Source organism: Flavobacterium sp. GT3P67, assembly GCF_004349155.1.
Classification (GTDB): Bacteria; Bacteroidota; Bacteroidia; order Flavobacteriales; family Flavobacteriaceae; genus Flavobacterium; species Flavobacterium ranwuense.
In genome coordinates this window covers 307,888-329,728 of record NZ_SMLF01000002.1, presented here as the reverse complement: position 1 = coordinate 329,728, position 21,841 = coordinate 307,888, and the positions used below count along the sequence as shown (strand labels likewise).

The 21,841-nt window shown below is 33.4% G+C and carries 17 protein-coding genes; 3 read left to right on the top strand and 14 right to left on the bottom strand.

All coding sequences use genetic code 11. The features are described from left to right. Positions 1-91: 91 nt before the first annotated feature. The 7 genes from gyrB to E0H99_RS05985 form a co-directional block, all read right to left on the bottom strand. A complete protein-coding gene (gene gyrB / locus E0H99_RS06015; protein ID WP_131992399.1) occupies positions 92-2,035 on the bottom strand; it encodes a DNA topoisomerase (ATP-hydrolyzing) subunit B in 1,944 nt (647 codons plus the stop codon). Between the two features lie 396 nt (positions 2,036-2,431). Continuing rightward, complete coding sequence (gene asnB / locus E0H99_RS06010) at positions 2,432-4,048, bottom strand: asparagine synthase B (RefSeq protein ID WP_131992396.1); 1,617 nt, start codon at positions 4,046-4,048, stop codon at positions 2,432-2,434. 195 nt (positions 4,049-4,243) lie between these two features. Next, positions 4,244-5,869, bottom strand: a complete 1,626-nt coding sequence (locus tag E0H99_RS06005) for an amidohydrolase (protein WP_131992393.1) — start codon at positions 5,867-5,869, stop codon at positions 4,244-4,246. Between the two features lie 80 nt (positions 5,870-5,949). Further along, the gene (locus tag E0H99_RS06000; protein ID WP_131992390.1) at positions 5,950-6,399 is read right to left on the bottom strand and encodes a hypothetical protein; all 450 of its coding nucleotides are present in this window, start codon (positions 6,397-6,399) and stop codon (positions 5,950-5,952) included. Positions 6,400-6,559: 160 nt separating this feature from the next. Beyond that, on the bottom strand, positions 6,560-8,368 hold the full coding sequence (locus tag E0H99_RS05995; protein ID WP_165930262.1) for a TonB-dependent receptor: 1,809 nt from the start codon (positions 8,366-8,368) through the stop codon (positions 6,560-6,562). A 50-nt stretch (positions 8,369-8,418) separates the two neighbouring features. Next, positions 8,419-9,282, bottom strand: coding sequence for a PhzF family phenazine biosynthesis protein (locus E0H99_RS05990; protein WP_131992387.1), 864 nt, complete (start codon positions 9,280-9,282; stop codon positions 8,419-8,421). Between the two features lie 82 nt (positions 9,283-9,364). Next, the gene (locus E0H99_RS05985; protein WP_131992384.1) at positions 9,365-12,379 is read right to left on the bottom strand and encodes a tetratricopeptide repeat protein; all 3,015 of its coding nucleotides are present in this window, start codon (positions 12,377-12,379) and stop codon (positions 9,365-9,367) included. Positions 12,380-12,627: 248 nt separating this feature from the next. Here E0H99_RS05985 and E0H99_RS05980 point away from each other — a divergent pair, with 248 nt between their 5' ends. Continuing rightward, positions 12,628-13,311, top strand: coding sequence for a cell division ATP-binding protein FtsE (locus tag E0H99_RS05980; protein WP_131992381.1), 684 nt, complete (start codon positions 12,628-12,630; stop codon positions 13,309-13,311). Then, positions 13,311-14,201, top strand: coding sequence for a glycosyltransferase family 2 protein (locus tag E0H99_RS05975; protein WP_131992378.1), 891 nt, complete (start codon positions 13,311-13,313; stop codon positions 14,199-14,201). The genes E0H99_RS05980 and E0H99_RS05975 overlap by 1 nt, the downstream gene beginning before the upstream one ends. Here E0H99_RS05975 and E0H99_RS05970 read toward each other — a convergent pair. Genes E0H99_RS05970 through E0H99_RS05960 form a run of 3 tightly spaced genes read right to left on the bottom strand, consistent with a single transcriptional unit; the run spans position 14,198 to position 16,442 of the window. Beyond that, positions 14,198-15,298 (bottom strand): glycosyltransferase family 4 protein, encoded by a 1,101-nt coding sequence (locus tag E0H99_RS05970; RefSeq protein ID WP_131992375.1) that lies wholly within the window; start codon positions 15,296-15,298, stop codon positions 14,198-14,200. The two genes, E0H99_RS05975 and E0H99_RS05970, sit on opposite strands and share 4 nt — an antisense overlap. Then, on the bottom strand, positions 15,295-15,702 hold the full coding sequence (locus tag E0H99_RS05965) for a sugar 3,4-ketoisomerase (protein WP_131992372.1): 408 nt from the start codon (positions 15,700-15,702) through the stop codon (positions 15,295-15,297). Before E0H99_RS05965 ends, E0H99_RS05970 begins: the two co-directional genes overlap by 4 nt. Next, entirely contained in the window at positions 15,699-16,442 is a 744-nt protein-coding gene (locus tag E0H99_RS05960; protein ID WP_240723449.1) for a glycosyltransferase family A protein, read from the bottom strand. The genes E0H99_RS05965 and E0H99_RS05960 overlap by 4 nt, the downstream gene beginning before the upstream one ends. A gap of 125 nt (positions 16,443-16,567) precedes the next feature. On the opposite strand from E0H99_RS05960, the gene E0H99_RS05955 reads away from it, so the two are divergent. Beyond that, a complete protein-coding gene (locus E0H99_RS05955) occupies positions 16,568-17,710 on the top strand; it encodes a glycosyltransferase (RefSeq protein ID WP_131992366.1) in 1,143 nt (380 codons plus the stop codon). A gap of 15 nt (positions 17,711-17,725) precedes the next feature. Here E0H99_RS05955 and E0H99_RS05950 read toward each other — a convergent pair whose 3' ends face one another. Genes E0H99_RS05950 through E0H99_RS05935 form a run of 4 tightly spaced genes read right to left on the bottom strand, consistent with a single transcriptional unit; the run spans position 17,726 to position 21,781 of the window. Continuing rightward, positions 17,726-19,000, bottom strand: a complete 1,275-nt coding sequence (locus tag E0H99_RS05950; protein WP_240723448.1) for an O-antigen translocase — start codon at positions 18,998-19,000, stop codon at positions 17,726-17,728. A 1-nt stretch (position 19,001) separates the two neighbouring features. Beyond that, positions 19,002-20,144, bottom strand: a complete 1,143-nt coding sequence (locus E0H99_RS05945; RefSeq protein ID WP_131992363.1) for a DegT/DnrJ/EryC1/StrS family aminotransferase — start codon at positions 20,142-20,144, stop codon at positions 19,002-19,004. Then, positions 20,145-21,143, bottom strand: a complete 999-nt coding sequence (locus E0H99_RS05940) for a GNAT family N-acetyltransferase (RefSeq protein WP_131992360.1) — start codon at positions 21,141-21,143, stop codon at positions 20,145-20,147. It abuts the gene before it with no gap. 35 nt (positions 21,144-21,178) lie between these two features. After that, positions 21,179-21,781 carry a trimeric intracellular cation channel family protein gene (locus E0H99_RS05935; protein ID WP_131992357.1) on the bottom strand — a complete coding sequence of 201 codons (603 nt, stop codon included), beginning with the start codon at positions 21,779-21,781 and terminating at the stop codon, positions 21,179-21,181. Positions 21,782-21,841: the final 60 nt, after the last annotated feature.

Here is a 21,841-nt window from a genome sequence, read left to right as displayed (position 1 = left end):
TTTCTGTGGTTAATCGGTTATTTGCTTAATCGTTTAGTTGGATAATTGATTATCTAAACAAACAATTATCCAACTAAACGATTAAACTTTATTAAGCATCAATATTTGCGTAAACTGCATTCTTCTCAATGAATTCTCTTCTTGGCGGTACCTCATCTCCCATTAACATAGAGAAAACTCTGTCGGCTTCCGCCAAACTGTCAATAGTTACCTGACGCAAAGTTCTGAAACTTGGATCCATTGTAGTTTCCCATAATTGCTCCGCATTCATCTCCCCAAGACCTTTATAACGTTGAATTCCTGCGCTTCCACCCATTCTTTCATTCGCTTGATCACGTTGCACGTCATTCCAAGCATATTCTTTCTTGTTTCCTTTTTTAACTAAATATAAAGGTGGTGCGGCAATATACACGTGACCTTCTTCGATTAATTCTTTCATGAATCGGAAGAAGAATGTCAAAATTAAAGTAGAAATGTGACTACCATCGACATCGGCATCACACATAATAATTACTTTATGGTAGCGTAATTTTTCAATATTTAATGCTTTACTATCCTCGGCAGTTCCTATTGTAACTCCAAGAGCAGTAAATATATTTCGAATCTCTTCGTTTTCAAAAACTTTGTGAACCATTGCTTTTTCAACATTCAAAATCTTACCACGTAATGGCAAAATAGCTTGAAACGCACGGTCACGACCTTGCTTTGCAGTTCCGCCTGCCGAATCTCCCTCGACAAGATACACTTCGCATTTTGCAGGATCTTGTTCCGAACAATCTGATAATTTCCCTGGTAATCCACCGCCACCCATTACAGTTTTGCGTTGTACCATTTCACGTGCTTTCTTTGCAGCGTGACGGGCTTGTGCTGCAAGTATCACTTTTTGAACAATGATTCGGGCATCATTTGGATTTTCTTCCAAATAAGCTTCAATCATATCTCCAACCGCCTGACTTACTGGCGAAACAACTTCCCTGTTTCCAAGTTTCGTTTTGGTTTGTCCTTCAAATTGTGGTTCCGCTACTTTTACCGAAATAATTGCTGTTAATCCTTCACGGAAATCGTCTCCTGAAATATCGAACTTCAATTTATCCAACATTCCTGAAGCATCCGCATATTTCTTTAACGATCTGGTTAGACCGGTTCTGAAACCCTGTAAATGCGTTCCACCTTCGTGCGTATTGATATTATTCACATAAGAAAAAATATTCTCTGTGTAACTGGTATTGTAAATCAATGCCACCTCAACAGGGATTTCTCCTTTTTCGTTATCCATAGAGATAACATGAGAAATAATTGGCTCACGGTTTCCATCTAAGTAACGGATATATTCTTTCAGACCTTCATCTGAATGGAAAATTTCTGAAACAAATTTTCCGTCTTTATCTAATTCTCTTTTATCAGTGAACGTGATTGTGATTCCTTTATTCAAATACGACAATTCACGCATACGTGCCGACAACGTGTCATATGAAAACTCTGTAGACTGAGTAAAAATCGTTTCGTCAGGATAGAAAGTAACTATTGTTCCTCTTTTAGTCGTTTCTCCAATTTGTTTAACTGGATACAACGCTTTTCCTTTTTCATACTCTTGTTCGTACACTTTTCCATCACTACTATGAACGGTAGCTCTTAAATGATTGGACAAAGCATTTACCACAGAAACCCCAACACCGTGAAGTCCTCCAGAAACTTTATACGAATCTTTATCAAATTTTCCTCCAGCACCAATTTTGGTCATTACAACCTCCAATGCCGAAACACCTTCTTTTTTATGAATACCAACCGGAATACCACGTCCATTATCTTCAACAGAAACAGATCCATCTTCATTAATATCAACTATTATGGTATCACAATGGCCTCCCATTGCCTCATCAATCGAGTTATCTACAACTTCATAAACTAAATGATGCAGTCCTCGAACGCCTACATCTCCAATATACATTGATGGACGCATTCTTACGTGCTCCATTCCTTCTAATGCCTGAATACTATCCGCTGAATAATTGTCCTTCTTGATTTCTTCGCTCATATATTTTATTCTAAAAAAATGTAATTTTTGTCTAACACGCAAATATATAAAAACGCAAATTATATAACCGTTAAAATCCCTTTTTAAGCTCTTAAGTTATTAACAAAGAAATGTCAATAGTAATAGCAAAAATCAATTTCAATTTCAAAAATCAATGCTAATGACAAAGTCCAAAAGCAAAATCGTATTATTATTTTTAATTTATCATTAGCATTGATTTTTGAAATTGATTTTTGGATTTGTTTTTTTTCAAACCTATCATAAAAAACAAAATCCCAAAAACAACATTAAAAATGTCGCTCCGGGAAATTTGCTAACTAATTCAAATTTAATCTTTTCTTGAAATTATTCTTTTAAAATTGATTTTTTGATATTGCTATTGAAATTAATTTTTTTCTAAACTGTAACTCCTGTTTTAGCAATTTCTGTATCTGCCTGAACGTGTGCCGCATTGGCTCTTCCGCTTGGATCTTGGTTTTCTTGCCATTTTGGAATCCATTTTCTAACCGTTTGTGCCGCACTTACTTGCGGATAATACTTATTAAATATTGATCTGTAAAAGTACGCTTCTTTAGTTGTTGGCGCATTGTATGGAAACTCTACTGCAGCTCCCGCTAATTGTTCATCCGTAACTTGAGAAGAACAATACTCAATCAATTGATCGATCCAGTTATACCCAACTCCATCAGAAAACTGTTCTTTTTGTCTCCATAAAACCTCTGCAGGAAGATAAGGGTTTTCTGGAGTATCAAATGCTTTTCTTAAAATATATTTTTCTTTTCCATCGTACGTTTTAGGCATTTTTTCTTCTGCTTTAATACGAACTGCCATATCTAAGAAAGCTTTGTCTAAAAACGGAACTCTAGCCTCTAATCCATGAGCCATAGTCGATTTATCTGCTCTTAATAAATCGGCAGTAAATAATTTTTGAACTCTTTCGATGGTTTCTTTTTGAAAATCTTCAGTTGAAGGTGCATTTCTAAAATACAAATACCCTCCAAAAATTTCATCGGCTCCTTCACCAGAAAGCACAACTTTTATTCCCATATCAGTAATCGCTTTAGACAAGAAATACATTGGCGTACTGGCTCTTACCGACGTCACATCGTAAGTTTCTAAATGCCAGATTAATTTATCTAAGATTTTAATCCCTTCTTCTATTGTAAAGTGGATTTCATGATGCTCTGTTCCTAAATACTCCGCTACTTTTCTAGCTGCCGCTGCATCTGGAGCATCAGCGTCTAAACCAATAGAGAACGAATGTAATTTTTTACCGCTTTCTGCCAATAATCTAGAGGCAATTGCTGATGTCAATGAAGAATCTAATCCTCCTGAAAGCAATACTCCAATTGGCACATCACTCATTAATCTTTTACGAGTCGCTTCAGTCAAAGTCTCTCTGATCAAATCCAAGTCTAAATCCTGATCTGCTTTTAAATAATCTTCGTATTCCGGTTTGTAATATTTTACAAAACCTGTTTTTTGAGTATAAAAATGTCCCGGAGGAAATGTAGAGAATGTTTTACATTGATCTGCAATAGGTTTCATTTCAGAAGAGAAATAAATTCTTCCTCTTTCGTCTAAACCATAATATAACGGCTTCACTCCCATTGGATCCCTACCGGCAATAAAATCATCACCATCAACTACCACAAAAGCCCAGTCTCCATCCAACATGTTACAAAAATCATAACCAAACTCTTCGTACAAATGCACAATAACTTCTGAATCTGATTTAGTTCTAAAAGTATGTCCTTTCAAAACACCATCTCTTAATTCCTGATGATTGTAAACTTCGCCATTATGAACCATCCAAGCAGTTGAAGTTCCTTGAATTGGTTGTCTTCCTGAATACAAATCGATGATAGACAAACGTTCATGACTTAAAATATGTCCGTTTTCTGTTACGTGTAAATCACTTTCATCCGGGCCACGGTGTGACATTCTTTTTGAAAGTGTTTTTACTAACTCTTCATCTTTTCCTTTTCCTATAATGGCTAATATTCCGCACATAACTATATATTTTAAATATTTTGTTTATTTTGATAAGGCAAAGATGCGATACCAGTTACAAATACAAAACACAAACATACTATTTAGTTTAAATTTAAAATCAAAAAATCATTTTTACAGCAAAAATGTAATTTAAACATCCGGAAATTAAAACATTCGATTACAATTGTAAATTATCAAAGACTGACAATTCAATTATTTTACTTTATTGCCTTTTAAATATGTGTTTGTTGGTTTCATTTTTACCATTTTATTTTCTTCCACTTTCATTAAATCCTGATCGTACATTACAAAATCAGCCCATTTTCCAACTTCCAGACTTCCTTTTTCTTTTTCTTCGAAATTAGAATAGGCTGCCCAGATTGTCATTCCTCTTAAAGTTTCGGCTCTGGTTAAAGCATTTTCCATTTGAAAACCACCTTTTGGATATCCTTTACTGTCTTTTCTGGCTACAGCAGCATGAAAGGTCAGCATCGGATTCACTTCTTCTACAGGGAAGTCCGTTCCTAAAGCTATCATCCCTGCTTTTTGAAGTATTTTTTTATAAGCATACGCGTTTTTCAGTCTTTCTTTCCCCAATCTATCGCCAGCCCAATACATATCGGATGTGGCATGTGTAGGTTGTACAGAAGGAATTATCCCAAATTTGAAATAATCAAAATCTTGTTCCCGCAAAACTTGGGCGTGCTCAATTTTCCATCTTCGGTCTTTTGTACCTGCTAGAACTTCGCCGTATATTTTAAGTAAAACTGTATTTGCCGAATCGCCAATAGCATGTGAATTTAATTGAAATTTAGAAGCCGAAATTTGTTTTGCAACCGCTTTTAATTCCGAAACAGATGACAATAAAGCACCATACTGTTTTGGCATGTCAGAATATGGTTTGTGCATGCAAGCGCCACGAGAGCCCAAAGCACCGTCTCCGTACATTTTAAAAGAACGTACATTTAGATTATCCGTTTTATAAATTCCTTTTTTTAGATATAAATCGATGTTTTTTTGATTTGCTGTAATCATAGCATATACATTAAGCTTCATTACTTTAGCTTTTTGCAAACTATCCATTAAATGAATAATATCAGGATCTAATCCCGCATCATTTACAGTTGTCAATCCATAATCAAACATTACTTTTTCGGCATCCAACAAAGCGGCAATTTGTATTTTACGAGTTGGTTTCGGAATTATCTTAAAAACTAATTCCATCGGATTATCTACTAAAATTCCTGTTGGTTCACCATTTGCAATTTCAATCTGACCGCCAACAGCTTTTGTATCTTTTGTAATTCCTGCTAACTTCAACGCTTTACTGTTTACAATAATTGCATGCCCGTCTATTCTATTCAATACTACTGGAATATTAGGAAATACAGCATCTAATTCTGCTTTTGTAGGATACTTTTTTACTTTCCAATCGTTTTGATCCCAACCATTCCCAACAATAAACGTTGGATTTTTATCTTTTTGAAAAGTCTTTAAACGTGTAATTATTTCGTCCATACTTTTGGTTTCGCGTAAATCCACTTCCTGCAAACTTAATCCATAGCTATAAAAATGGCAATGCGCATCAATCAAACCCGGATAAATGAATTTTCCTTCGGCTTCTATCGTATTCTTAGATTCATATTTTTTGGCAATTTCACCATTAGTACCAATAGCCACAATTTTTCCCTTATTGATCGCCATAGCTGAAGCCGTCTCAAAAGAGTTATTGACCGAGTAAATAGTCGCATCTGTAATAATAGTATCTACGGAAATTTTATTTTTTTGATCACACGAAATCAATAAAAATAAAGCAAAAAGAAGTGTAATTCGTTTCATAATAGACAGTTTAGTTGAGCTAATATAAAAAAAGAAACCCAAATAATAGTAAACTATGAATTAATTTAGAAAGAAGAAACTTATAATATATCTTCTATAGTATATTTTGTAGTATTGATTTCAAAAGTAAATCCCACTTTGTTTCCCATTAATTTATTTCCCAAAGGGGATTGCGGTGATAATGCAATAATATTGACACCTTCAATAGTAATTTTTGGAAGTGCCACACTCAGATACAAATAGATTCCGTTCGCCTCAACCAAACTTCCCACAATGATAGTTTCAGCAATTGTAGCAGCGTCAATTTTATCCAGAACTATTTTTTGATCCATCACTTCTCTCAATTTACGATTGAGTTTCTCCTGCTCAAGGTGCATCATTGACAATGCCGTTTCATGTTTGTCTCCGGCAGAACCCTTGGCGTCGTTCTTAGAATCTTCAGTAAGTGCGGCAATCATGTCTTTGAAAACATCGATTCTATCCTGAACTAATTGTAGATAATGAGTATGTATTTTTTGTTTGAAAGTCATTTTTTGAAAGAGAAAAAGTTATAAAGAAACAAAGAGGCAGAGGTACAAAGAGATAAAGAGGCAAAAGTTTTGATGTCTTGAGTTATCTGACTAAAAAAGATAGATTTTTTATCTTTGAGCCCCCTGTATCTCTTTGTACCTCTGCCTTTTTTAACCTGTTTTAAAAATCAAATTTATAGTTCACTCCTAGAATCACTTGAAATCCTTGAACTGGGTAATTCAACCATTTTTGGTAGGCATTATTAGTGATATTATTGGCTCTTGCAAACGCAGTCAATCGCTCGCTGTATTTGAATCCAACATTTGCATTTACATCAAAATAAGACTTTAAAGTTACAGCAGCAGAATTGGCCGTAGAGCCAGTATTTATCTGAAAATCTTTTCGCTCGCCTACGTAAAACACATTTGCGCCAGCAAACCATTTCTCCGTAATATTAAAATCAAGATTTGAATTTATTTTTATAGTTGGCATATTCCAAGCTTCTTGCTGAAAATCATTGGTATAACTACTGAAAGTTCCGTTGATTCCAAAAGATACATCTTCAGAAAAATCAGCTTTTAATTCTCCGTAAAAACTCAATGTTTTCATATCGTCATACACCACTTGAAAGGAATTTCCATACGCATAATCATCGTTACCCGCATCTTCATTATAATCATTGCTTCTAAACAAGGCTTTATTTCTTTCGTTTACATACGAAGCTTTAATATTATAACTCACATTGTTAGTTAGTTTCCCTTTTAATCCGGCAAAAATATCATACTGTTTGTCTGTTGGCGCAATATTCAATGTTGGCGATAAAAACGGATTTTCATTGACAAAATCCATATATGAGTTTTGTTCCAAATTTCCTTCGGCTCCAGCATAGAATATCATTAAATCACCAACAACTTTGTAAGAAGCATTGAACTGCGGATACACTAAAAATTTATTATTGCTGTTTTCATTATCCAAACTATAAAACAAACCAGCTCCGATATTCAACGTCCAATCATCTTCCTGCATTACAAAACTGGGAACAATTCCAAAATTTGTAAAACCATATTTTACACGCTCAGTATTCGTATTTGAATAATTTTTCTTGAAACTACCACCAACATAATCAACAATTATATTCGTTTTCACAGCACTTTCCATTATATCAAATTCCACTGTTGGTTTTGCATAAAATCTATTTTCAGAAGATCCTGAAGCATCAGAAAAATGGTTGTATTTAAGACTTGCTTTATTTAAAATACTTCCGTTAAATACTACATTTCCACCTAAAGATATAGTACCGTAAGTTTGCTGAGGATTAATTCCGTTGATCAAAGTTGCTCTGTCTTGAGGAGTCAAAGTGCTGCCAAAATTAGCAGGCAATCCGTACCAATTATAAATTTGGTTTTGATACCCTAAATCCAGATTCCAAGACACGTCTTTTTGATTTGAACCATACATCAAGTCAATCGATGTATCATAAAAACCATCCTCTAATTTCACATTTTTGATTCCTCCTTCAGACGAATGATGACGAAACATTCCGCCAACATAATCTGTGTCATTAATATCATGATTTACGAATAATTCCCCAATAAAGGTTCCGTAATTCCCCACCCCAAAAGTGGCGTAATTTTTAAATAAATGCGCTTGTTTTTCTTTCTCTACTCCTTCAGCTTTTCCTTTGGATGGTGTAAAAGTCGATGCCACCGGAAAAGAGAAAATTGTGTATTTTATTTTTTCTTTTTTAGCATTTCCTTCTTCATCCAGTTCCGGAATTTCTTTTACTTTGAAAGCGTCCGAAATTTTTGGCGTATAAGGTTTTACAACATTTACGGTCTCAGTTCCTATTTGTTCTTTTTTTTGTGCAAACGAAAATTGAAAAACGAAGAAGAACAAAATCCCCGCTCCAATCCTCCACGAAGCGAAGGGTGCCGAAAACGTTGCTGCCTTATTTGTGAATGATTTTATCTTTAAATCTTTAAATGTCATGTTTTATTTTTTTACTTCTTATTTATAACTCTTCCCTTCTAACCTTGCATTTATACTTCCCATTCGCCTTTTGCAATGAATTGCGTTTCCCCCCCGATTTTTATATCAAAATGATTTTCAGTCAATTTTCCATCAAAATAAATTTGAGAAGATCTATTTATAAAATCTCCCTGATGATTGATAATTTGAATTTCAGGTGAATAATATTTTAAAAGAAAAGCCTGCAAACAAGTACTGGCACTACCAGTAGCCGCATCTTCTATAAGTTGATTGTTCTCAATACATAGCATTCTACTGATGAGCTCTGTTTCTTCTAAGCAATAAAAGTACAAGGCCCTATGATTTGTTTTACAATTAGCATGCAACCATTCATCCATTTTATTTTTGTCAAGAATTAAATTCTCCAATACCTTTTTATTTTTGACAGGAACAATTACAAAAGCGCTTCCGGTGGTCACTTCCTGAATGGGAAAAGCATCATCAAAATCAGCACTGCTTAAATTGCTGAAGGTTAAAAAATCTTCTGCTGAAAAAGTATCTAAAAATTCTGGTTGAGCAGCCTGTAGCCAAACCAAATCTCCCGATTGATGAACTGGAATTTCACCAATTGGAACCGATAACGCAATTTTTTCAGGTTGATTTTCAAAAATCTTATTCATGAGAACCCAAGATGTTCCTATAATTGGATGTCCCGCAAACTTCATTTCGTGTTCTGGAGTAAAAATTCTGATTTCCGCAGCACTAATTTTTGGTTCAAGCTTAGTTATAAAGGTACTTTCCGCAAAGTTGATTTCACGGGCAATTTTTTGCATCTGTTCGTCACTTAAGGCACCAGCCTCTAAAAAAACAGCCAATTGATTGCCTGCATATTTTTTCTTTGTAAAAACATCAACGATGTAAAAAGATAAATTCATTCTCTTTGTTTTTTGGCTTTCGATTATTTTAAAAATTTCATGCCGATTCTTCTTATTTTCTTAATCCAATTCTCCGACTTCTTTACTTGGTAATCGATGAATTTGTTTTTGATTCTTCTGCTTTTATAGTATCCAATTCTCTTTGCGCATCTGAAACTACATCCGGAAAATCAGTGAAATTTTGGATTACATTTTCTAAAATATACGTTGCTTGGTAGCTGTCTTTCAGTCCGTAAAAATTTTTTGCCATTAAGACTAATCCTTTGGCTCCAAAATATTTATAGCTGGCATAATTCTTCGCTAATTTTTGAACTGCAGTATTAGAAGCTTCAAACTTTTCGTCTTTGTTCTTAAAATAAGCATCATAATACAAAGCTTCCGCAGCTAATTCTCCTTTGGCAATCGTCATTAATTTTGCGTAGGCAGCTCTTGCTTTCGCTTCATCACCCGTTTCAATTGCCGCACGTGCAATGATGATTTGCGCATCACTTTTTACATTATCATCCGTTTTAGGATTCATCAAGACTTTCTCCGCATAAATAACTGAATTCGGATAATCTTTTTTATCATAGTACGATTTCATCAAATTCGATTGTGCAAAAGTTTTATTCTGCGAAAGATCCGCTTCGTTTTCTAAACGGGATAAAACCGGTATTGCTTTGTCATACTCTTTATTTTTGAGAAAAATTTGAGCCAATCGTGACAAAGATTGTTCTGTAAATTCACTTCTGGATTGTGCAATTACATATTCATAATTAGGAATAGATTTGCTCTCTGATCCTTCAGAAAAATACAATTGAGCAAGATAATAATTAGCCTGTAAAGCATGAATTCCTCGAGGAAATTGATTTACGTATCCACTAAATCCTGCGATTGCCTGCTTGCTGTTATTTTGTTGAAATTGCTTTTCAGCAGCTTCATACGTATCATTATCAAGTTCTGCATCTGTTACAGCGACAAAATCCAACGTACGAACCCAAGTTGCATATTCATCTACTCTTCCATTATCCACATAAATTAATCGGGCGGTGGCTACAGCTTCTAAAGCCTCCGGAGTTCTAGGGAAATCAGCCGCAACTTTTTTAAATTTCAACAATGCTTGATCGTCTTTATCCGTGTTATAATACACTAATCCCTGACGCAAAATTGACCTGGAAGTGAAAGATCCTTTTTTAAATTCTGTATTTAATCGATCATACGTTTTTACGGCAAGGTCATTTTTGTTCTCGGCAACATAGGTATTGGCAAGTTCAAAAAGCGCATCGTCTCTGTATTCTGATTTTGAATACAATTGTAAAAAAGCGTTTAATTCCTCTATTTTCTTGTCATTTTTAGCAATAAATCCGTAGCAAATTGCTTTTTGAAAATAGGCATAATCCGCGTCCTCACTTTTAGATTCTATCACTTTAACATACGCATCCATAGCTGGACCGTATTTTGAAGTCACAAAACGACAATCCGCTAAACGCAAATACGCATCATTCAAACGTACTTTGTCGGCGGGTGCTTTTTCTATTTGATTTTGGAAATAATTCCCTGCCTGATCGTATTCTTTCAATTTGAAATACGTGTAAGCAATATTGTAATTACTGTTTTTAAATTCTGGTGTTGTTGCTGCTTGGTTTGAACCAATGAACTGCTTGAAACTTAATAACGCCTCTTTAAAATCATTCAAAACATATTGAGTTTCTCCTTCCCAGAAAGTAGCACGAGCCGTAAAAACAGCATCTTTTTGTTCACTTATGGATTTTGTGAACATTTTCAAGGCTTCTGGATAATTCCCATCGGTATATAATTCTAGACCTCTATAAAAAAGCACTTTTTGGTACGCTAATTTATTTTCTGGTGATTTATTTTTTTCCAATAAAACTAAGGCTTCTTTGTAGTTTTTAGAAGAAATATAAGAATCTATCAGTAATTTTTCAACCTCTGAACGGTTAGCGTTATCTGGATATTTTTTCAAAAAAGCCTGTAAAACTGCGGGTACACTTTGATACGAGTTTCCTAATTCATAACTTAATTTTGCATAATTCAAACCAGCGTCTTCCTGAATGGCCAGATCAAACTCCATTTCAGAAGCGTTCTTAAAAGCGTTCAAAGCTTGTTGTTTTTTATCGGTATTCAGGTAACTTTCTCCCAAATGATAATAGGCATTTTGCGCTACAAAATCTTTTCCTCCAATTATTTTATTAAACTGAGAAATCGCATTTTCGTAGTCTTTTTGTTTATAATACGCATACCCTAATTGATAAAAATCCGTATTATTCCATCTTCCTTTTTTTCCTTTATAAGCAACTAAATATGGAATTGCTGTGTCGTATTTTTTTAAATTGAAATAGCTTTCGCCAATGATTTTATTCAGTTCAGATTTTTCTAAAGGATTTGATTTGGCCATTGCTTTCTGACCCAAATCTATTGCTTTTTGAAAATTCCCCAATTTGAAATTCATATCCGCCTGATAATACGAAAGCTTTTCTTTGTACTTTTCTTCGCCTGAAACTTCATCAAAATATTTTGTAGCTTGCTTATAATCATCGCCTTCATACGCCATAAAACCTAAATAATATTTGGCTTGAGAACCATATTCGGCAGAATTCACGACTTTATTCAAATAAACGGTGGCTTCTTTTTTCTTTTTGGCATTAAAAAAACTATAGCCTTTCTGGAAATTGAATTTATCTTGGTCATTTCTGCTTAAACTGCTTTCATCCACTTTATCAAACCACAGCAACGCTTGCGGAAAATTTCCTTGATTAAAATGATAATGTGCCACCTCAATATACGCCTGATTTTGTTTTACGCTCGTAGGATAATCCGAAACAAATTGCTCCATCAATTCATCAGCATTCGATTGATTGGTTCGAATGGCGCAATTCGCAGCATAATACGCACAATCTGATTTTAGCTCTTCAGTAGTAGCTGTTTCCTTTACTTTATTAAAAATAAGTTGCGCCGATGCATATTGCGAGTCTTTAAATAAAGAAACGGCTTTATTGAAATCTTTCGAATCGTGCGTGTAAATGGTTGATTTTTGTGCCGAAATAGTGGCAGTTATAATGAAAATTGGAATAAAGAAGAGCCAAGAAATTTTACGCATTGTAATTTTATTTTAATAATTCAAATGTATCATATTCTGAAGTCTATAACGAATCGTTATTGGATTTTATTATGAACATTTTTTTAAACACCATAGAATTTAACTTTCAATACTATATTATTCATCCCTCTAAACTCAACTACTTTCACGTATTATTTATAATTATCAGAATTCTATCTAATTGAATAGAATTTATTTTGAATAGAACCGTTATCTTATTACTTTTACCCAATAAACAAATGCAAATTATGTCACAATCCGTACTGTCTTTAAAAAATGTAAATATTTATCAAGAGGGGAAATCTATTTTAACAGAGGTAAACTTGGAGGTAAAACACGGTGAATTCCTTTATATTATTGGAAAAACAGGCTCTGGAAAAAGTAGCTTAATGAAAACTTTATATGCTGATTTAGCTTTAACGGAAGGAGAAGGCCATATAGTAGATTTTGATTTAGCAACCCTGAAAGAAGATGACATTCCGTTTTTGAGAAGAAAGATTGGAATCGTTTTTCAAGATTTCAAATTACTACCGGACAGAACGGTAAAAGACAATATGCTATTTGTTCTAAAAGCTACAGGCTGGATTGACAATGACGAAATGCAACGAAAAATTGATGAAGTTTTAGACAAAGTAGGCATGAAAGAATTTGGCAATAAAATGCCGCATCAACTTTCAGGTGGTGAACAACAGCGTGTTGCCATAGCCAGAGCTTTACTGAACGACCCCGAATTAATCCTTGCTGACGAACCAACAGGGAACCTTGATCCACAAACCAGTGCCGAAGTTTTAGAAGTATTAAAAAATATTAATGCTAATGGGAAAACCATTATTATGGCAACCCACGATTATGCATTATTGATGAAATTCCCTTCGAAAACATTGAAATGTGAAGATGCAAAAATATTTGAAGTGGTTCAGAGAACGGCATAATGCTATCCATTCTTGTTCCAATATACAATTACAATGTTTATCCTCTTGTTTTAGAGTTACACAAACAATGTATGGATTGCGGAATCAATTTTGAAATTTTATGTCAAGATGACGCTTCAAAATCAAATTTCAATGCATTTAATGAAAATGTAAATGCATTATCAAATTGCAGTTTTGTCTCCTTAAAAGAAAATCTGGCGCATCGTAAAAACAGAAATTCCCTTGCCGAACAAGCAAAGTTTGATTATTTGCTTTTCATCGACGGCGACTCTATTATTATTCATGCCCGTTACATAAAAAAATACATTGATAATCTTCATGATTTTGATGTTGTTTATGGCGGTAGATTGCATCCTGAAAAATGTCCCTCCGATAACCAAAAACTACGTTGGAAATACGGAAAATTTATTGAGGACAAATCTGCAGAAAACCGAAAGAAAAAACCCTATCAATCGCTACTTTTCAATAATACCGTAATTAAAAAAGACTGTTTCAACAAAGTAAAATTTGATACAAACAAGAAGAAATACGGTCATGACGACACCCAACTTTCGTATCAATTGAGTCTATTAAAATCTAAAGTAAATCATATAGAAAACCCTGTTGAGCACGGAGATATTGACTCTAATTTGGTTTATCTGAACAAAACCAAAGAATCTTTAGAAAACTTGATTTCGTTATACGAAGAAGAAAAAATTGATATTGAATTTGTAAGACTGATTCAATTGTATCATTTTTTAAAAAGAACAAAGTCTACTTTTATCATTTCAAATACACATAACGTTTTTGAGAAATATCTACTGCAAAATTTGACTGGAAACAATCCTAATTTATTCCTTTTTAATTGGTTTCGGATTGGCTATTTGTGCTCGATAAGTTATAAAAATTAATTCTTTTTGATTTCAATAAATAATTGATCCCAAGTTTCCATAATAGCATCGATATGGTATTTTTCGCTGGATAATTTTGCCTTTTTACCCATTTCTTTTCTTAATGTCGCATTTTCGATTAAAGTCTCGACTGCTTTTACATAATCTGATTCGTTCCCATTTTCGATCAAAAATCCGTCTTGGTTTTGAGAAATTATTGCTCTTGGTCCACACGGACAATCATAAGCAACACAAGGCAATCCAGAAGCCATTGCCTCAATTAAAACCATTCCAAAACCTTCAAATCGAGATGTCATTAGACAAAATGAGTCTTCAGAATATTTTTTATCAATATCTTGAACTGGTTCATGAAAAATAACATTATCAGAAATATTCAAATTTTCAGCTAACAATCGTAAATTAACATTCTCAGATGATTTTCCATAAATTTCCAATATCCAATCTGGGTGTTTTACAACAACTTTTTTCCAGATTTGTAACATTCTGTCAAATCCTTTTTCATACGTATGCCGACCAACTGCAATGACTTTTTTATTTTCTAAAGCACTGGATTTTTCCGAAGTGAACCATAAGGGATTTGGAATAACAATTGTATTATCTATATTCCATTCAGCAATGCTTTCGCTCGTCACAACAACAAATCGATCGTATTTCTTTATTCCAATTTTTTTAAAAAAATGAAAAAAACCAGATCTAACTTTCGTCAAAAAATTATTCTTTAATTTTCTTTCTTCAATAAACATTGAACTGTGCATTTCTAAAACTAGTGGAACTTTGTTTTTTAAAATAAAAGGAATAAAATACGCTTTTAAACCATTATCACAAACAACAATAACATCGGGTTGAATTGCTTTGATTTTAGTTTTTAAAGCGTTCCTGTAAGAATTAAAAAACTGAAAGACATTGCCTTTCAGTCTCATATCGTGAAAAATAATATTGGAATCAAAAGAATAAAACAAAGGAGAAAAACCCTCGTTTTGAGTCAGAATATGAACTTCATATCCTAATTTATCAATTAGGTAATTGGCTTTTACAGAAAGGACTCTGGCTACACCGCCTTCGTTATTTATGTTAGGAACAATGTATAAAAGTTTCATTTTTTTGAAATCAAAAATTCATCAAAATCCCGAATATAATCTTCTTCATTGAACACATCAGATGCCAAAACCAAACAAACTGCTCCTGATGAAAAATTTTGCAATTCTCTCCAAATACCCGTTGGAATATACAATCCAATATTTGGTTTGTTCAAGAAAAATGATTTTTTTTCGATTCCGTCGTTAAGAACAACTTCAAAACTTCCGCTCAAAGCAATCAAGATTTCTTGCTGAGCAATATGCGAATGTCCACCTCTATAAGCATTGCTTGGCACATCAAAAAGGTAATACACTCGCTTGAATCCAAATGGCAAAACATCCTCTTGAATAAATGCCAGATTCCCACGTATATCTTCCACAACAGGGATCTTTAGTAATTGTATGGCGTTAAGGGTTGTTTTCATTTAGTAATTTGTAAAAAATCTTCTTTTCCTTTGTTTGCGCTTTTTAGTGCTACAAAAACTTGGTTTATTTTAATTTTGTTTTGTTTAATATCAAAAAAAAGTTTCATAAAAACTCCTTTGAAGTAACCATCATTTGAAACCCTGGTCAAGAAAGCGCCTTGTACATAATATCTTTGCTCCAAATTTAATTTATCATCTGTTGAAATCGACGGATGACTTGTTATAACCTTAGGCACAATAATTATATTTTGATTTTGATTTTTCAAATCCGACAAAAAAATAGCTTCTTCTCCCATCTTAAATGAACTTCCAAGCCCAAAATTAGTATCAAACTTAATCTTCAGTTGGTCGAATACCGCTTTTTTTAAACTTATTTCAATCGATAAAATATTAAAAATATCTAGATTATTTAATTGCAATTTTGATTGAGAAGGATATTTTTTAAATAATAAGCCATTTGAATCTTCAATTGCAAAACAAATACTGGCTGCCTCAGGATAATTGTTGTGGGCTTCAAGAATACTGCTTTCAAAATCTTCCTTGAAAATTTCATCGTCATCCGCTATTAAGATAATTTTCCCTTTTGCATTTTGCAAACCTAAATTCCTGCTTTTCGACAACCCTTTTTCAAATGAATTTACAACTCTAATGGAAGGGAAATCTGAAACTAATAGTTTATTCTCGAGGGTTTGATTGACAATTAAAATTGAAAAATCTGAAAAATGACAGAAAGGAAACATAGGAATCAAAAAATCCAAAGAACCTCTATTCATCGTAGCCATTACTATTTCAAGATCTCCTTTTTTTAATTCTTTTATCAATTTGTTGCTATATTTACACAAATATAAATAATTCAGCTTTGTAAATGAAAATACTTTTGATTGGTGAATACAGCCGATTGCATAATTCTTTAAAAGAAGGATTGGTAGCGCTGGAACATGAAGTAGTTTTGTTGTCATCGGGAGATCATTTCAAAAAATTCGATACTGATTATTCATTTCATTCCGCCTTTTTATCTGATTATTGGTTGCCTCGAAAAATCAAAAATGTCTTTTATAAACTCACGGGCATCAATTTAGAAAAAGCGGAAAGAGGACTTCGCTTTTTCCTTTTATTACCTCAATTGAAGAACTTTGATCACGTACAGCTCATTAATTCGGATGCAATTGAAACGTTTCCTTTTCTCTCTCGGATACTCTATAAAAAGGTATTCAAAAAAATTAAAAATCGGAGCTTATTAATCTGTGGTGATGAAACCCCAGTTATTGATTATTTACTCAAAAAAGAGTCTGACTATAGCATTCTGACTCCCTATTTCGAGGATAATTCGTTAAAAAAACATTTTGAATATCCATTAAAATACGCCACAAAAAACTATCGAAAAACCTTTGATTGGTTGGTCGAAAACTGCCAAAACCTAATTGTCTCCGATTTAGATTATAAAATTCCGATGGAGAAAATGGGATATTCGGTTCATTTCATTCCAAATCCAATTAACACCCTAAAAATTGAATTTCAAGAACAAAAAAACAATGACAAAATCGTTATTTTTCTTGGGATAAATCGCTCCAGTTACATCAAAAAAGGAATTACTTATTTTGAAAAAGCATTGCAAATTATACAGGAAAAATATGCTGAAAAAGTAGCTGTGATTATCACCGAAAATCTTCCTTATGCCGATTATATAAACTTATACAATACCGCACAAATCGTTTTAGATCAGATCTATGCTGATGATCAAGGTTACAATGCCTTGGAAGCTATGGCAAAAGGAAAAGTCGTTTTCACTGGTGCCGAGAAAGAGTTTGTACAACATTATAATGTATCAGAACGAGTTGCTGTAAACGCTTTACCTGATGTGAATTATTTAGTAAAAGAATTGTCTTTTTTGATCGAAAATCCTGAAGCCATTATAGCAATTGGAAAACGTGCCAGAGCATTTATCGAAAAAGAGCATGATTATATAACAATCGCTAATCAATACTTAGAAACTTGGAATAAAGCTTAAATTTTTATCCAAAAACTAAAACAAACTCTTTCTAAAGTAAACAACCAACACCACCAGGTAAATAAAATTATCAAAAGCCTGAGCCATCACAACTCCTTGAATTCCAAATAAATTAATTAAATAAACACTTGAAAAATACAAAACAAGAAGTGAAAACAACTCTGAAGCTATAAATGCTACAGTTAATTTTTTTGCAAAAAATTGATACCCTAAAATCAAAGAAGCTACTTTTAAAACATCACCTGCCAACTGCCAAACAAACAAAGTCGTTACTTGTAGGAATGCATTGGTAAAAAGCAAATTGACAATAAAAAAACGCAAAAAATAAAGCACCGTTAATACAATTATGAAAACGGGTAAAATACTTTTGAAGTAACTCCAAAAAACACGTTTTGTCTCCAGATTATTTTTGGCAACAGCCAATTTTGGCAAAAAATAAACAGTCAAAATTGTGGTAACAAACAACATATAATACGTCGAAATACGTGTCATTGTTTCCCAAAAACCGGCTTGTTCCAGTCCAACATTCTGAATAACATGATTTCTTATTAAGAGATACACCAAAGGTCCTAAAACCGTTGAAACCAAAGCCATTAAAGAATATGACGATAATTTTTTTAGAACTTGAGAATCAAACTGATGAAACCGAATCGTTTCAAAAAAATTAATTTCTTTATTTATATAATAAAATGTCACAAAAAACAACAAAGCTGGGGAAATCACCAAGGAAAATAAAGCGCCCAAGGTTTTATAATTCAAAATCATACTGATAGAAACTAATAAACCAATGGCATTGCCTATTATATTAACCCAAATTACACTTTTGAATTGCCCTAGACCATTAATTACAGATAACAAAAAAACAGAAATTGCATACCAAGGCAAAGCCAAAGCCAGTGCTTTAAAAACAATAGTATATTCGAAATCATTTCCAAATATTTGACTGTTCCAATAAGATGCAAAAAAGTATAAAACGCCACTTAAAACAGTAGCAATACAAACCAAACTAATAAAAACTGTGGTAATTATTTTTTTAAGCTGATTTTCATTTTCTTCGTTTTCAGCAACATATTTTATAATTCCGTTTTGAAAACCTAAAGTTGAAATGCTTTCTAATGAAGTTAAAAAATTCCTCAAATTCCCAACCAAAGCCATTCCGCTTGGCCCTACAAAAACTGCTAATAATTTTGAAGTTATTAACCCAATTCCAATCTTTAAAATAACGCTTAAACTATTTAAAGATGAAATCTTAAACAGTTGTGTTTGGGCAATTTTTCTAATAAATCCCAATTTAGTATTTATTTAAAATTGCAACAATAAAACTCACTTCATCCATTGTCAAAACTGGGCTTATAGGCAAACTCAACACTTGGTCATGAATTTTTTGGGTTATTGGAAAAGATAAATGATTCCAGTTTGGTAACGCTTTTTGATTGTGAGGCGGAACGGGATAATGTACTACCGTTTGAATATTATTCTGATGTAAATAGTCTTGTAACTCTATTCTATTCTGAGTTCGAATGACAAATAAATGAAAAACATGATTAGATTGCTTCTTTCCGAGCAATGACACAGTTGGCAATATTATTTTATCGTTTTTAATTTCAGACAAATAGCGTTTTGCAATTACTCTACGTCGTTCATTTTCAATATCTAAATACGGTAATTTCACATTAAGGAAAGCCGCTTGCAATTCATCTAATCTTGAATTTACTCCAATGTAATCATTATAATATTTCCTTTCCGAACCATAATTACGAAGTGATTGAATGGTTTTAGCTAACTCTGAGTCATTTGTGGTAACTGCTCCCCCATCGCCCAATGCGCCTAGATTTTTCCCAGGATAAAAACTATACGCTACGCTTGATTTTTGATTTTTGAGTACTTCGTCAGTTCGATCTGCGGTCTCGGGTGTGGATTCTTGATTTCTCATTGCACCATGAGCCTGAGCCGCATCTTCGACAACCAACAAATTATTTGCAACAGCAATTTCATTTATCGCATCCATTTCTGCCAATTGTCCGTAAAGATGAACTGCCAGAATCGCTTTAGTTTTTGGGGTAATCTTTTCAGTTATTAAATCGGGATCGATGTTGTAGGTTTCCAACTTTGGCTCGACCAAAACAGGAACCAAATCGGCTTGCAAAATAGCAAGAATACTTGCAATATAGGTATTTGCAGGAACAATCACTTCATCGCCTTTTTGCAATTTTCCTAACTGTATATAGCCTTTAAAAATCAACACTAAAGCGTCTAAACCATTTCCTGTCCCGATGCAATATTTTGCACCACAATAGTTGGCAAAACCGGTTTCAAATTCCTTGACTTCATTTCCTAAAACATACCAACCATTAGCTAAAACTGCTTTCAATTTTTCCTGAAAAGCGGTTTCATACGGTTCGTTTATTTTTTTTAAATCAAGAAATGGAATCATTTAGTCAGTATGTTTTTTTGATTTAATTAAAAATGAATTTAGTCTGACATAATTAGCGGTTTCTACCTCATAAAAATCGTGGACTATTGTACTGGCTCCGAAACTTTCTTTCCAATAGGACAATCCTTCGTTGAGTTTTTTTCCTTGCGATTCATTGGAAATTCCAAAATCAAAAAATCGTTTAGAGACAAAAACAACTGTGATTAAAAAATGATATAGAAAATCTAAACTTCCAAGATTCTCCACATTTTCATATTTAGAAATATATTGACAATGCGCAACCGCTTCACTTTCGAAAACAGTAGTTCCCGCCACAATTTTATGGTTATGATAAACATTAAACTGGCGTATATTATTAGGAAAACGGCTTTTTAAAAGATTCATTTCAGCAATGGAATGAACCGGTTTTGCATTATGTCTGGCTTCTAAATTCGGAATCAAAACTTCATCCCAAAAAGATTCAAAATTAGTTTCTTCTTTAATAACTAATCCTTTTGTCATTCCTTTTTTAATGCCTCTTTTTCTGATTTTTGAAAAATCATATTTTTGTGATAAATCAATCACCGACAAACTATCTCGTCTTACTAATTTGGCTTCCGCCAAAAATAAAGCATATTGAATTTCTTCGGCAGGTTTAGTATGATAAATCGATGGAATTGTTTTCAAATGCAGTTTTTCTATCTTATTATCTTCCAAAAACAACAAAACAGACCTAAAAGCATTAATTATAGTCGTCAATTTGGATTGTTCATTAGAAACTAGTCCACCATACGTCAAGCCTTGATGTGAATAAACTATTTCCCCAACTTTATTTGCCGGCAAAACAGCAACCAATTTTTCGTTCTCAAAAATCATCAAGGAGAAATCCCCGAATCGATCTTTGTGGTATTCCATAAAATCACGGTGAAATAAAAAAGTAGCGTTTTTGGCTTGACCAATAAAGGCATTCCAGTTTGTATAATCGCTTTTCTGGTATTGTTTGACGGAATAATTTTTCACTATTTGGTTTTAGACTTCGTGAAATTAAGCATTTTTTATTTATTTTCTAAAGGGGATAAATACCATTTGAATTTCACTGCCATCAAGCGTACCGAAATGATAACTAAGGATGTCGCTAAGTATAAAATATCATTTTCTAAATTAAATTCCCGAAGGACGAAGAAAATAATTCCACCCAAAATACAAATCGTAGCATAAATTTCCCTTCTGAAAATTACAGGGATTTCAGTACATAAAATATCACGGATTACACCTCCAAAACAAGCTGTCATAGTTCCTAAAGCTACGCAGATGACCGGATGAAGTCCAATATTTATTCCTTTTTCGAGACCTATTAAAGTAAAAACGCCCAACCCAATGGTATCAAATAAAAACAAAGAAGTTCGCAATCTGTCGAATTTTTTTCTGAAAACTAAGGCCAATACAAACCCGATGATTATAACATAAACATAATTCAAATCACGCATCCATCCCACGGGCGTTCGCCCAATCATCACATCACGCAACGTTCCTCCACCCACAGCCGTAACAAAAGCAATGATAAACACGCCAAATGGATCGAGCTTTTTATTCATTGCCGTCAATGCGCCTGACATGGCAAAAGCCAATGTGCCGATGATGTCTAATAAATAAAACATGATGTTTTTTGGATTTAAAAATGGATAATAAGAATGCTATCTATTGAATATAATTCAGGC

Bases quoted from the DNA above. Each gene is read 5' to 3' on its own strand.
- gyrB (WP_131992399.1), bottom strand. From the start codon at position 2,035: ATGAGCGAAGAAATCAAGAAGGACAATTATTCAGCGGATAGTATTCAG.
- E0H99_RS05965 (WP_131992372.1), bottom strand. From the start codon at position 15,702: ATGAAAACAACCCTTAACGCCATACAATTACTAAAGATCCCTGTTGTG.
- E0H99_RS05935 (WP_131992357.1), bottom strand. From the start codon at position 21,781: ATGTTTTATTTATTAGACATCATCGGCACATTGGCTTTTGCCATGTCA.
- E0H99_RS06000 (WP_131992390.1), bottom strand. From the start codon at position 6,399: ATGACTTTCAAACAAAAAATACATACTCATTATCTACAATTAGTTCAG.
- E0H99_RS05970 (WP_131992375.1), bottom strand. From the start codon at position 15,298: ATGAAACTTTTATACATTGTTCCTAACATAAATAACGAAGGCGGTGTA.
- E0H99_RS05955 (WP_131992366.1), top strand. From the start codon at position 16,568: ATGAAAATACTTTTGATTGGTGAATACAGCCGATTGCATAATTCTTTA.
- E0H99_RS06005 (WP_131992393.1), bottom strand. From the start codon at position 5,869: ATGAAACGAATTACACTTCTTTTTGCTTTATTTTTATTGATTTCGTGT.
- E0H99_RS05960 (WP_240723449.1), bottom strand. From the start codon at position 16,442: ATGTTTCCTTTCTGTCATTTTTCAGATTTTTCAATTTTAATTGTCAAT.
- E0H99_RS05975 (WP_131992378.1), top strand. From the start codon at position 13,311: ATGCTATCCATTCTTGTTCCAATATACAATTACAATGTTTATCCTCTT.
- E0H99_RS05985 (WP_131992384.1), bottom strand. From the start codon at position 12,379: ATGCGTAAAATTTCTTGGCTCTTCTTTATTCCAATTTTCATTATAACT.
- E0H99_RS05990 (WP_131992387.1), bottom strand. From the start codon at position 9,282: ATGAATTTATCTTTTTACATCGTTGATGTTTTTACAAAGAAAAAATAT.
- E0H99_RS05995 (WP_165930262.1), bottom strand. From the start codon at position 8,368: ATGACATTTAAAGATTTAAAGATAAAATCATTCACAAATAAGGCAGCA.
- E0H99_RS05945 (WP_131992363.1), bottom strand. From the start codon at position 20,144: ATGATTCCATTTCTTGATTTAAAAAAAATAAACGAACCGTATGAAACC.
- E0H99_RS05980 (WP_131992381.1), top strand. From the start codon at position 12,628: ATGTCACAATCCGTACTGTCTTTAAAAAATGTAAATATTTATCAAGAG.
- asnB (WP_131992396.1), bottom strand. From the start codon at position 4,048: ATGTGCGGAATATTAGCCATTATAGGAAAAGGAAAAGATGAAGAGTTA.